This window comes from Faecalimicrobium dakarense, from assembly GCF_000499525.1.
Taxonomy (GTDB): Bacteria; Bacillota; Clostridia; order Peptostreptococcales; family Peptostreptococcaceae; genus Faecalimicrobium; species Faecalimicrobium dakarense.
Map to the genome: position 1 here is coordinate 1 of NZ_HG529261.1, position 12,611 is coordinate 12,611.

At 27.9% G+C, this 12,611-nt stretch carries 12 protein-coding genes and 1 pseudogene; all 13 read left to right on the forward strand.

The annotated features are described in order from the left end of the window. The first annotated feature begins 96 nt into the window (after nt 1-96). The 13 genes and pseudogenes from asrA (at nt 97) to BN899_RS03870 (ending at nt 12,370) form a co-directional block, all read left to right on the forward strand. On the forward strand, nt 97-1,101 hold the full coding sequence (asrA, locus tag BN899_RS03810) for an anaerobic sulfite reductase subunit AsrA (protein WP_042273103.1): 1,005 nt from the start codon (nt 97-99) through the stop codon (nt 1,099-1,101). Nucleotide 1,102: 1 nt separating this feature from the next. Continuing rightward, nucleotides 1,103-1,894, forward strand: a complete 792-nt coding sequence (gene asrB / locus BN899_RS03815) for an anaerobic sulfite reductase subunit AsrB (RefSeq protein WP_042273105.1) — start codon at nt 1,103-1,105, stop codon at nt 1,892-1,894. Between the two features lie 13 nt (nt 1,895-1,907). Beyond that, the gene (gene asrC / locus BN899_RS03820; protein WP_042273106.1) at nt 1,908-2,876 is read left to right on the forward strand and encodes a sulfite reductase subunit C; all 969 of its coding nucleotides are present in this window, start codon (nt 1,908-1,910) and stop codon (nt 2,874-2,876) included. A gap of 29 nt (nt 2,877-2,905) precedes the next feature. Next, nucleotides 2,906-3,730, forward strand: coding sequence for a formate/nitrite transporter family protein (locus BN899_RS03825; RefSeq protein ID WP_042273108.1), 825 nt, complete (start codon nt 2,906-2,908; stop codon nt 3,728-3,730). 280 nt (nt 3,731-4,010) lie between these two features. Further along, nucleotides 4,011-4,674, forward strand: a pseudogene (locus BN899_RS03830) (N-acetylmannosamine-6-phosphate 2-epimerase). Nucleotides 4,675-4,746: 72 nt separating this feature from the next. Continuing rightward, a complete protein-coding gene (locus BN899_RS03835) occupies nt 4,747-5,640 on the forward strand; it encodes an N-acetylneuraminate lyase (protein WP_042273110.1) in 894 nt (297 codons plus the stop codon). A gap of 86 nt (nt 5,641-5,726) precedes the next feature. Further along, nucleotides 5,727-7,229, forward strand: coding sequence for a sodium:solute symporter (locus tag BN899_RS03840; protein WP_042273117.1), 1,503 nt, complete (start codon nt 5,727-5,729; stop codon nt 7,227-7,229). A gap of 22 nt (nt 7,230-7,251) precedes the next feature. Beyond that, nucleotides 7,252-7,704 carry a YhcH/YjgK/YiaL family protein gene (locus BN899_RS03845; RefSeq protein ID WP_042273112.1) on the forward strand — a complete coding sequence of 151 codons (453 nt, stop codon included), beginning with the start codon at nt 7,252-7,254 and terminating at the stop codon, nt 7,702-7,704. A gap of 104 nt (nt 7,705-7,808) precedes the next feature. Beyond that, a complete protein-coding gene (locus BN899_RS03850; RefSeq protein WP_052356566.1) occupies nt 7,809-8,609 on the forward strand; it encodes a sialate O-acetylesterase in 801 nt (266 codons plus the stop codon). Between the two features lie 24 nt (nt 8,610-8,633). After that, nucleotides 8,634-9,524 carry an ROK family protein gene (locus BN899_RS03855; RefSeq protein ID WP_042273114.1) on the forward strand — a complete coding sequence of 297 codons (891 nt, stop codon included), beginning with the start codon at nt 8,634-8,636 and terminating at the stop codon, nt 9,522-9,524. A 15-nt stretch (nt 9,525-9,539) separates the two neighbouring features. Then, the gene (locus tag BN899_RS03860) at nt 9,540-10,391 is read left to right on the forward strand and encodes a MurR/RpiR family transcriptional regulator (RefSeq protein WP_042273115.1); all 852 of its coding nucleotides are present in this window, start codon (nt 9,540-9,542) and stop codon (nt 10,389-10,391) included. Nucleotides 10,392-10,667: 276 nt separating this feature from the next. After that, nucleotides 10,668-11,228 (forward strand): hypothetical protein, encoded by a 561-nt coding sequence (locus BN899_RS03865; protein ID WP_052356568.1) that lies wholly within the window; start codon nt 10,668-10,670, stop codon nt 11,226-11,228. Between the two features lie 311 nt (nt 11,229-11,539). Further along, nucleotides 11,540-12,370 (forward strand): FUSC family protein, encoded by an 831-nt coding sequence (locus BN899_RS03870; protein WP_052356570.1) that lies wholly within the window; start codon nt 11,540-11,542, stop codon nt 12,368-12,370. Nucleotides 12,371-12,611: the final 241 nt, after the last annotated feature.

The window sequence follows — 12,611 nt, forward strand, 5'->3', positions numbered from 1 at the left end:
AAGGAGAATTTTTTTTATTGTGATAATAATCACAGAAAACTAAATAAGCAAATGTTAATATTTTATTAACAAAGATAGGGGAAAGGTGGTTAAGTCATGAAAATAAAATTAAACTTAGAAGGCTTTAATGAAGGATTAAAACATTTAAGCAATGACTACAAAATACTTGCACCAGTATCGATGCCATACAAAGGCACGTATTCAGATACTGATGTAGTAAGATATCAAGAAGTAAACAGCATAGAAGAAATGGAACTTAGTAGAAAATCAAGCTTTTCACCAAAGGAAATAATACTTCCTATAACACAGGTTTTATTTTATTTTACAGAAAAAGAGTTTAAGGAAAGCGATATAGATGACAGAAAAACAATTATCTTTCTAAGAGCGTGCGATATAAATGCAGTAAAAAGGCTAGATCAAATTTACTTAGAAAATGGAGTAGAAGAAGATTATTATTATAAGAGACTTAGAGAAAAAGTAAAATTTGTTTTAGTTGGATGTAAGGAAAGCTTTAGAAACTGCTTTTGTGTAAGTATGGACTCAAATAAGACTGATAATTATTCTATGGCACTAAATTTAAGAGATAATGAAGTTTATCTAGATATAAAAGATAAAGATTTAGATATTTTTAAAGGAGAATATACTGATTTTTCAGTTGATTATGTTAAAGAAAACACAATATCTGTAGAAATTCCAAAAGATTTAGATCCTAAAAAAATATCACAAAGCCCTATGTGGGATGAGTATGATGCAAGATGTATAGCATGTGGAAGATGTAATTTTGTCTGTCCAACATGTTCGTGTTTTACTATGCAAGACATTTTTTATAAAGAAAACGAAAATGTCGGTGAGCGAAGAAGGGTGTGGGCTTCTTGCCAAGTGGATGGATATAGTGATATGGCAGGAGGGCATTCATTTAGAAATAAGCATGGTCAAAGAATGAGATTTAAAACACTGCATAAAATTTATGACTTTAATAAGCGATTTGGTAATCATATGTGCGTTGGATGCGGAAGATGTGATGATGCATGTCCACAATATATATCATTTTCAAGTTGTATAGAAAAAGTAAATGATGAAGTTAATAAGGAGGAAATTTAATATGAATCCATATATACCAGTAGGAGCGGAGATAATAGATATAGTAAAACATACGGAAATAGAATGGACATATAGAGTTAAGTGTAGCACAGAAAATGTTCTTCCGGGAAAATTTTATGAAGTGTCTATACCTAAGTTTGGGGAAAGTCCAATATCAGTATCAGGATATGGAGATGATTATGTAGATTTTACTATAAGAAGTGTTGGTAAAGTTACTAATGAATTATTTAATTATAAAATTGGAGATAAATTCTTTATAAGAGGACCATATGGAAATGGTTTTGATGTAAGTCTATATGAAGATAGAGAAATAGTAGTTGTTGCAGGAGGAAGTGGCCTTGCTCCAGTTAGAGGTATAGTTGAATATTTTTACAATAATATAGATAAATGTAAAAGTTTTAAATTAATAGTAGGATTTAGATCTCCTCAAGATATTTTATTTAAAGATGATTTAAAAAGATGGAGCGAAAAATTAGAGGTAATTGTAACAGTTGATAAGGCTGATGAAAGTTATCAAGGCCATGTAGGACTAGTAACAAAGTATATACCAAAGCTTTCGATAAATGATATTAATAATACTAGTGCAATAGTAGTAGGTCCTCCTATGATGATGAAGTTTACAGTAGAAGAATTTTTAAAAAGAGATTTAGTTGAAAATAATATATGGGTTTCTTACGAAAGAAAAATGTGTTGTGGAGTAGGTAAATGTGGACATTGTAAAATGGATGATACTTATATATGTATAGATGGACCAGTATTTGATTATTCTTATGCTAAAAATCTTATAGATTAGGAGGTAAATTAATATGATAAGAGATATAAATACTAAAAAAGTAATGAAAAATGCTTTTAGAATAACTAAAAATAAATATGAAACTTCTCTTAGAGTTAGAATACCAGGAGGATGTGTAGACCCTGAAAGTTTGATGATAGTTTCTAAAATTGCAAATGAATATGGAAATGGGCAAATTCATATAACTACTAGACAAGGATTTGAAATACTTGGTATAGACATGGAAGATATGGATAAAGTTAATAAACTTATTCAACCAGTTATAGAAAAAATGAATATAAATCAATGTGAAAAGGATAAGGGATATCCTGCTGCAGGAACTAGAAATATATCAGCATGTATAGGAAATAAAGTCTGTCCAAAGGCTCAATATAATACCACAGAATTTGCAGCTAGAATAGAAAAAGAAATATTTCCAAATGATTTTCATTTTAAAGTTGCATTGACAGGATGTCCAAACGACTGTGTAAAAGCTAGAACACATGATTTTGGAATAATAGGAATGACTCTGCCGCACTATGAAAAAGATAGATGTGTATCATGTGGTGCTTGTGTAAAAAAATGCAAAGTTTTATCTACAGGTGCGCTAAGATCAGAAAATTATAGAGTGTTAAGAGATCATGATAAATGCATAGGATGTGGAGAATGCGTACTTAATTGCCCAACAGGAGCGTGGACAAGAGATAATAAAAAGTACTATAGATTAGCTATAATGGGAAGAACTGGTAAGAAGAACCCAAGGCTTGCAGAAGATTTTTTAGTATGGGCTGATGAGGATAATATAGTTAAGATAATACTTAACACATATAAGTATGTAGATAAATATATAGACAAAAATGCTCCAGGAGGAAAAGAACACATAGGATATATAGTTGATAGAACAGGATTTATGGAATTTAAAAAATGGGCATTAGAAGGTGTTGAATTTAAGGATATCACAAAAGTTAATGAGAATGTATATTGGAGCGGAGTTAGATACTAAATTAAAACATTTTTAGGGGGAAAATAAAAATGCATAAAGAAACATTAGAAAAACTGACTAATGCAGCAAGAAATAAAATCAACTTACTAAAAGAGAGCAAACTTAGATATACTGTATCTGCTGCTTTTGCAGGGCTTTATGTAGGGTTAGGTGTAATATTAATTTTTACAGTAGGAGGTCTGTTAACTCAAGCAAGCTCTCCTATGACTAAAATAATGATGGGTGTATCATTTGCAGTAGCACTTAGCCTAGTTATAATGACTGGAACGGAATTATTTACCGGAAATAATATGGTAATGGCAGCAGGTACTTTAAATAAAGGTGTAAGTATTAAAGATACATCAAAAGTATGGCTATATAGCTTTGTAGGTAATTTGCTAGGTTCATTATTAGTAGCAGCATTATTTGTTGGAACAGGATTAATAGATAAAGGTCCAGTTATGGAGTTTTTCACAACAACAGCATCAGCAAAAGCATCAGCTCCATTTATGGCACTTTTCTTTAGAGGGATTCTTTGTAATATATTAGTTTGTGTAGCTGTATTATGCTCATTTAGAACTAACGATGATAGCGCTAAATTAATTATGGTATTCTTGTGTTTGTTTACGTTTATAACTAGTGGATTTGAACACAGTGTTGCAAATATGACTATATTTGGAGTTGCCTTATTTTCACCATCAATACAAAGTGTTACTATAGCAGGTGCAATTTATAACTTATTAGCAGTTACTCTTGGAAACATGATAGGAGGAGCAATATTTATGGGATTAGGTAGTTATATACTAGGAAATGAAAAAGGCAAAAGGGAGTCTACAAAAAAAACTAGCATAAAATCAAAAAATAGAAGTGCATAAATGCACTTTTATTTTTTTGTTTTTATTAAATATTATATTAAATAGTAAAAAAATGAAAAAAAATTCCAAAGAATAGATGGAAAATAACAATCAAAAATTGAAAAAAACTTTCATAAGTGTGAAAAATAAATAAATTTTATGTATAAATAAATAAAAAATAGGGAAAAATAAATTTTTTTAAAAAAATAATGAAAATATGTTGCAAGGAAAATGATTTCATGTTACTATTCAATTATAGAAAAAGAAAAATATTTTCAAAAAGGAAAGAGTTGGGTAATAAATGTTAGATATAATAAAAGGCAAGCTAATAGTATCTTGCCAAGCATTAGAAGACGAGCCATTACATAGCCCCTTTATAATGGGAAGAATGGCAAAAGCTGCAATGGAGGGTGGTGCAGTTGCAATTCGCGCTCAAGGTGTTGAGGATATTATAGAAATAAAAAAAGTAACCTCACTGCCAGTAGTAGGTATTATAAAAAGAAATTATGAAGATTCAGAAATCTTTATAACACCAACTAAAAAAGAAATAGATGAACTTTTAACTACAGGGTGTGAAATGATAGCATTAGATGCTACTAATAGAAAAAGACCTAATGATGAAAGCTTAAAGGAATTAATAGATTATATAAAATCAAAAGATGTATTAGTTATGGCAGATATATCAAATTATGAAGAAGGTATAAATGCATATAAATGTGGAGCAGACTGTGTTTCAACAACGTTGTCAGGGTACACTCCATACACTAAAAAAAACTGATGGACCTGACTTAGAATTAATGAAGAAATTAGTAAAAGACTTACCAATACCAGTTATAGCAGAAGGAAAGGTAAATACACCTAAAGATTTAAAAGATGCTTTTAGTAAAGGTGTACATTCAGCAGTTGTAGGCTCTGCAATCACTAGACCTCAACTTATAACAGAAAAATTTGTAAAAGCGTTATAAAACATTATAAAATAAGTAATAACTTAAACTAGTTTAATAAAAAAATATATATAAATTTTAGGAGGAACAGATATGAAAGGAATTTACTCAGCATTACTAGTATCATTCGATAAGGATGGAAATATAAATGAAAAAGGCTTAAGACAAATAGTAAGACATAACATTGATGTATGCAAAGTTGATGGACTTTATGTAGGTGGATCTACAGGTGAAAACTTTATGTTATCGACTGATGAAAAGAAAAGAATATTTGAAATAGCTAAAGATGAAGCTAAAGATCAAATAAAATTAATAGCACAAGTTGGTTCTGTTAACTTAAAAGAAGCTGTTGAGCTTGCTAAATTTGCTACTGATTTAGGATATGATTCACTAAGTGCGGTTACACCTTTCTACTATAAATTTGATTTTGCAGAAATAAAGCATTACTATGAAACAATAATAAATTCTGTGGATAACAAAATGATAATATATTCTATACCATTCTTAACTGGTGTAAATATGAGTTTAGATCAATTTGCTGAACTATTTGAAAATGAAAAGATAATAGGTGTTAAGTTTACAGCAGCAGATTTCTACTTATTAGAAAGAATGAGAAAAAGATTCCCAGATAAATTAATATTTGCTGGATTTGATGAAATGATGTTACCAGCTACTGTACTTGGAGTAGATGGCGCTATAGGTTCAACATTTAACGTAAATGGTTTAAGAGCTAGACAAATATTTGAATTAGCTCAAGAAGGGAAAATAGCAGAAGCTTTAGAAATACAACATGTTACTAATGACTTAATAACTGATATATTAGGAAATGGATTATATCAAACAATAAAAGCAATACTTGAAGAAGAAGGTGTAGAAGCAGGATTCTGTAGACAACCTATGAAAGAAGCAACTGACGAAATGAGAGCAAGAGCTAAAGAAATGCATAAGAAATACTTTCAAAATGAAGAAGCTTTATTAAAATTATAAAATATTAACCTAAAATAAAAGAGAAGTATTAAAAATACTTCTCTTTAGACCAAAAAATAAGAGGGGAGTTATAAGCTATGAAAGCTATGCAAGGTTTTACAATGATTGACTTTGGTATATTAGTAGTTTATTTATTAGCGGTATTATTTGCAGGACTTTTATTTTCAAAGAAAGATATGAAAGGAAAAGAGTTCTTTAAAGGTGATGGGACTATACCTTGGTGGGTAACATCAGTATCAATATTTGCAACACTTTTAAGTCCAATATCATTTTTATCACTAGCAGGTAATTCATATGGTGGAACTTGGATATTATGGTTTGCACAACTTGGTATATTTATAGCAGTACCTTTAACAATCAAATTCTTCTTACCATTATATAGTAGATTAGATTTGGATACAGCTTATCAATACTTAGAAATAAGATATGATAGTAAAGGACTTAGAGTAATCGGTGCTTTAATGTTTATAATCTATCAAATAGGACGTATGTCTATTATAATGTATTTACCATCAGTAGTTTTAGCAGACCTTACAGGAATTTCAGTTAATGCATTAATAATTGTAATGGGTGTAATAGCAATAATATATTCATATACAGGTGGTTTGAAATCAGTTTTATGGACAGATTTTATACAAGGTATGGTTTTAATAGTAGGTGTTACTTGTACTCTGTTCTATTTAATAACTAAAATAGATGGAGGATTTGGAACAGTAATGTCATCTCTTTCTGAAGGTGGAAAATTCTTAGCTGAAGGTGAAACTTTATTTGATCCAAATATATTAAAATCAAGTGTATTTATAATATTAGTTGGTGCTGGACTTAATACATTATCTTCATATGTATCAAGTCAAGATATAGTGCAAAGATTTACAACAACTACAGATTTAAAAGAACTAAAGAAAATGACTTATGGAAATGGTATATTATCAATAGTACTTGCAACAGTATTTTATTTAATAGGAACTTGTTTATTTGTATTCTATGGACAAAATCCAGAGTTAGCTCAAACAGCTCAACAAGACCAAATATTTGCATCATACATTGCATACCAATTACCAGTAGGGGTAACAGGAATATTACTTGCAGCAATATATGCAGCTAGTCAATCTACATTATCAACTGGGCTTAATTCAGTTGCAACAAGCTGGACATTAGATATTCAAACTATGATAAGTAAAGATATGAGTTTTGAAAAACAAACTCAAATAGCTAAATATATATCTTTAGGTGTAGGTATAGTGGCTATTGGTGTTGCTATAGTGCTTGCAAATGGAGAAATAAAATCAGCTTACGAATGGTTTAATAGTTTCATGGGATTAGTACTTGGAGTTTTAGCAGGAATATTCATACTTGGAGCATTCTGTAAAAAAGCAACTAGATTTGGAGCTTATGTAGGATTTACAGTTTCAGCTATATTAGTTGTTTACTTAAAATATAATGTTCCAGAAGTTACTTCTTGGGCATATTCGCTAGTAACAATAACTACATCAGTAGTAGTTGGTCAAATAGCAAGTTTTATTCAATTGAAAGTATCTAATAAAAAAGAAGAAGCTAATAATGAAGCAACTATATATTTTGAAGGATAATATTAAGTAGGAGGAACTAAACATGATATTTGGAAATATAAAGCATGAGAAAACGTATGCTAACTTAGATAAAGATTTACTTAGATGTTTAGATTATGCTAAAGAAAATGTATTATTAGATTACGAAAAAGGAAGCCACGTTATAGATGGAGATGACATTTTCGTAAATATAGTTGGATATGAGACTTGCGAAAAAGAAGATAGATTTTGGGAGGCTCATAAAAAATATATAGATGTTCATCTAATGCTTGATGGATGCGAAAGAATAGACTTAAATTTTATAGAAAATTTAGAACAAAAGCCTTATCAAGAAGAAGGAGATTTTCTTCCTCTTGAAGGAGAACCTAATAGTTATGTTGAACTTAGAACAGGTGATTTCTTAGTTTGCTATCCAGAAGATGGCCATATGACAGCTATAAAAGTTAATGATAAAGAAAATATAAAGAAAGCTATATTCAAGGTAATAGTGAGATAGTTAAAATGTACCTATAAAATATATAAAAAGGGAGAGTAGTTTTCTACTCTCCCTGATTTAGTATAAAAGCAACCAAAACCTATGTAAATTAAGGGGGAGACAGAATGGAAAAAATAGATGTATTTTTACTAATTGGTCAAAGTAATGCAAGGGGAGTAGGTAATCCAAAAGACAGTGAAGTACCAAATGAAAACTGCTTTGAATACTTAAAAAGCGGAGAAATTATAAATATGAGATGTATTTTAGAAAGTTCTGAAGGTGATGGAACTATAGCCCCTGCATTTTCAAATAATTGGAATAGTATGACGGGAAATAAAGTTTGCTTTATACATGAAGCTAAAGATGGATCAAGAATAAAAAATTGGAATCATGATGCAAATCAATTTTTAAATGAAGCTATAATAAAATTTAATGAAGGATATAAAAGAATAAGTGAAAAGTATGAAATAGAAAATAAATACGTTATATGGATTCAGGGAGAAAGTGATGCAAAATATGGTAGCGATGCATTATACTATAAAGAGAATCTAAAATCTATAGCAAATAGATTAAAAGATGAATGTAATATAGATAAGATGTTTGTAAGTTTGACAGGTTATTGGCTAGGTCACAAAGATTACTTTATTAGAACAAGAAGGATAGCAGCGGCTCAAGAGGCTGCATGTAAAGAATGTGAGGTTTTATCACTTGGAAGTAAGAGAGCTATGATTTTCCATGATGAAGATTTAGTGATAGATGATGTTCATTATTCTCAGATTGGATTAAATATACTTGGAAAAGATTTAAGTAAGAATATATATAAATATCAAATTACAAAAAAAGATTTAGATTTGGAAGATACTATAAACTTGGATGTAGAGAGAAATTATATTGAACAATTAGAAAATATAAGTAAAGTATTATAAAATAATTAGGCATGGAGATTGACTATGAAAAAATTCGTTTGCATAGATGTAGGTGGAACTTCTATAAAATATGGGTTAGCACTGGAAGATGGAATAATAATAGATAAGTCAAGTATGGATACTGAAGCACTTGAAAAAGGTGGATTTGGAATACTTGAGAAAATGAAGACAATAGTAAAAAAATATATAAGTGATAATAATATAAGTGGAATATGTATATCAACAGCTGGCATGGTAGACCATGAAGCAGGAAAAATATCTTATGCTTTAGAACATTTAATACCAAACTACACAGGTATGGAAATTAAAAAGGAAATAGAGCGTGAATTTAGCATAAGATGTGAAGTTGAAAACGATGTAAATTGTGCAGGTTTAGGGGAAATGTGGATAGGAGCTGGAAAAGATAGTAAATCATCCATTTGCATGACTATTGGAACTGGTATAGGTGGATGCGTAATTTTAGATAATAAATTAATTCATGGGTTCAGCAATAGCGCTGGCGAAATTGGATATATGAATATAAACGGAGAAACATTCCAAGATTTAGCATCAACAACAAGTTTAGTAAAAAGAGTAGCAAAAGTAAAATCTATAGATGAAAAAGATATAAATGGAAAAATAATATTTGATTTAGCAAAAAATAATGATGAAGATTGTTTAAATGAAATTAATAATATGATAAAATCATTATCAATAGGAATAGCAAATATTGCCTATTTAATAAATCCACAAGTTATAATATTAGGTGGAGGAATAATGGCACAGGAAGAATTTTTAAAGCCTAAGATAGAGAAAGAACTTAAAAATACATTAATACCAACTGTTTATAATAATACTAAAATTGAATTTGCAAAGATGCAAAATGATGCAGGAATGTTAGGAGCATTGTATAATTATTTACAAAAAGTGTATTAAGTTAGAAGGGTTTATATGAATATTTTAGAACAATTAGATGTACCAGATTTTAAGGCTACAAAGTCAGATAAATTACTTATAAATTATATAAAAGAAAATTTATCAGAAGTAGCTTATAAACCGATTTCTCAAATTGCTAAAGAAAGCAATATTGGAGAATCCACAATAACAAGATTTGCAAGAAAAATGGGTTTTAGTAGTTTACAAGACTTTAAAGTTACATTGGCACAAGAAATTTCATCAAATAGCTATAAAAAAAATATAATAAACAGCAATATAGAAAATGATGAATCTGCTATTGATACTGCAAGAAAATTATTAAATTCTAATATTAATATTTTAGCAAATACTGTAGAAATAATAAACAGTGAGGATGTACAGAAATGTTCTCAGTTAATAATAAATGCAAGAAGAATATATTTTATAGGAATTGGTTATTCTGGTATAATTGCTCAGGATTCAAACTATAAATTTATGAGAATTGGTTTAAACTGTACATGTTTTGATAGTAGCCATACGATGATAATGATGGCATCTATAATGGAAGAAGGAGATTTAGTAGTAGCTATATCTCATTCAGGAGAAACAGAGGAAATTATAAAAACAGTAAAATTAGCTAAGACCAATAAAGTAAATATTATATCTATAACTGAAAACAAAGAGTCGAAGTTAAAGGATATATCAGATGTTAACTTAGGTTATATATCAGGAGAAACCGTTTTAGAGACAGGTTCTATATCATCTAAATTAGCTCAGATTTTTATGATAGACCTTATTTATACACAAGTAGTAAAAGAAGAGTTTAATGAATCATTAGAACGTAAAGTTAAAACTACTAATGCAATAAAACTTTTTAATTTAGAGTAAGTAAAATAAAATGATGTAAGTATAAGTATACAAAATTGTTTATTTATACTTACATCATTTTTATTTATTAAAATTTAAAAATATAAGATAAAGTAATAAAATATGTGCACATCAAAAATATACAAATATTATAGTCTATAATGTTCGAGAATATCCATATAAAAAAGTATAAAAAATCATAAAAATAAATTATATATCGTATATTACCAAATTTTTATTTAATTTCTAATTATGATAATATTAATATTACAAACAATTGAAAAAAGGAGTGATTTAATGACCAAAAAGGTAGTAGTATCAAAGACCTTTTTATTTATTTTTATTTTAAGTTTTATAGTAATGTTTAAAACAGTATTTGGAGAAGAAAATACACTTATAGGTGTTACGGTAATAACTGCAACATTGATGTTTTTAGAAAGAGATTTGACATCAACCTTATTAAGTAATTTTTTCAAAATATTATCGATAAATTTAATATTAGGCTCATTAGCTTTTTTTGCATCTCAAAATATTTGGATTGGGCTAATATGTAATTTTTTAGCATTATTCATGGTGGGTTACTTTTTTAATTATGAATTAAGAAAACCTATGTATGTTCCATTTGGTCTTCAATATTTATTTATGGTGAGCACACCGATTAATCTAGAACAGCTACCAATGAGATTTATGTCTTTAGTATTTGGCGCAGCTTTTGTAATACTTGTTCAACTAATTTTAAATAAGAATAAGCTACAAAAACTAGGGGAGAAAAATGTTTCATTAATATGCGATGAATTAAAATATAAAATAAAATTATTACAAGAAAATAAAAATACTAATAATTGTGATAAAAAATAGAAGAGTTATCAAAAGAGTTAAAAAGAATAATTTATGATAATAGAAAAGAAGACTTTTATGTTACAGAAAAAGGTATTAATTTATTAAATATTTTATTTTCTTTAGAGAGGATAAGTTTAATACTTGATAGATACAATCCCTTAGACAACCTAACAGAGAATAAAATTAAAAGATTAAAGATAATAAATAACGAACTAAATGATATAAAAAATGCATTAAAAAATGATACTGATTTAAATCAAATAAAAAACCTAGATAATATTAAAGATACAAAAATTTCAGATGATATGTATTTGTATGAAGTATATAATTTGAAAGAAAATATATATGATAATATAAAACAATATAAAGTTAATAAAATAAAAGCTGATAGTAATAAAAAATTAGAAATACCAAAACATTTTAAATCAATTTCAATACATAAGAGAAATTTTAATACTGAATCTTTAAGATTTTCTTATGCTCTTAAGATAGGACTTTTGACAGCTATATCAGGTTTTATAATGGATTACTTTAAATTGCAAGATGGAAGATGGATAATGTTTACTGTATTCTCATTGACTCAAACATATTCAGAGAACTGTTTAACAAAATCGGCACAGAGAGTAGAAGCGACTTTAATTGGTTCAGCCTTATTCTTTGTATTATTTACAATAATAAAAGATGAATCGATAAGAGGGATAATTTTAATTTTAGCAGGATATATGAATTCATATCTAACTAATTATAAATACTTAATAATATGTGTCACAGTATCATCATTAGGGTCAGCAGCAATTTCATCTAGCCCAGATATATTAGTACTACACAGAGTAATGTATATAATAATAGGTACTATTATATCATTACTGGCTAATAGATATATACTTCCATATGATGCTAAAAGAGGTCATAAGGATTTAATAAACATATATAAAAACACAAATAAAGAAATAGTAAAAGAAATAGCTTATTATGTAAAAGATAAAAACAATCATCAAAGTATAAAAAATCTTTTATTAATACCGGCATTAATAGAAGATAGGCTATTACTAGTTAATACAATGTTTAATGATAAAAAAGAAGAAGAATTTATTAAAACTCAAAAAAGACTAATTAGTGATATGTATAACTTCTATATAAGTGTAAAAAAGGTAAAATAGAAGATAGAAATATTATTAATATACTAGGTAATATAGATGATGTATCTAATTTTACGGTAAAAGAATATGAGAATTTTAGAGATAATATAATAAATCAAATGAAAAATATAAATTGTACAAATGATAAAATAGTATGTGAAAATTTAATATGTATATTAGATGAAACTATAAAAATAGATAGTGACCAACAATTACAATTTGTATGATATAATAAAAAAATACCTAATTATTAGGTATTTTT

What these genes read in the sequence shown, in the direction of transcription:
- BN899_RS03860 (WP_042273115.1), top strand. Translation starts at nt 9,540, where the DNA reads ATGAATATTTTAGAACAATTAGATGTACCAGATTTTAAGGCTACAAAG.
- BN899_RS03855 (WP_042273114.1), top strand. Translation starts at nt 8,634, where the DNA reads ATGAAAAAATTCGTTTGCATAGATGTAGGTGGAACTTCTATAAAATAT.
- BN899_RS03845 (WP_042273112.1), top strand. Translation starts at nt 7,252, where the DNA reads ATGATATTTGGAAATATAAAGCATGAGAAAACGTATGCTAACTTAGAT.
- BN899_RS03825 (WP_042273108.1), top strand. Translation starts at nt 2,906, where the DNA reads ATGCATAAAGAAACATTAGAAAAACTGACTAATGCAGCAAGAAATAAA.
- BN899_RS03850 (WP_052356566.1), top strand. Translation starts at nt 7,809, where the DNA reads ATGGAAAAAATAGATGTATTTTTACTAATTGGTCAAAGTAATGCAAGG.
- BN899_RS03840 (WP_042273117.1), top strand. Translation starts at nt 5,727, where the DNA reads ATGCAAGGTTTTACAATGATTGACTTTGGTATATTAGTAGTTTATTTA.
- asrA (WP_042273103.1), top strand. Translation starts at nt 97, where the DNA reads ATGAAAATAAAATTAAACTTAGAAGGCTTTAATGAAGGATTAAAACAT.
- asrC (WP_042273106.1), top strand. Translation starts at nt 1,908, where the DNA reads ATGATAAGAGATATAAATACTAAAAAAGTAATGAAAAATGCTTTTAGA.
- BN899_RS03835 (WP_042273110.1), top strand. Translation starts at nt 4,747, where the DNA reads ATGAAAGGAATTTACTCAGCATTACTAGTATCATTCGATAAGGATGGA.
- asrB (WP_042273105.1), top strand. Translation starts at nt 1,103, where the DNA reads ATGAATCCATATATACCAGTAGGAGCGGAGATAATAGATATAGTAAAA.
- BN899_RS03865 (WP_052356568.1), top strand. Translation starts at nt 10,668, where the DNA reads ATGACCAAAAAGGTAGTAGTATCAAAGACCTTTTTATTTATTTTTATT.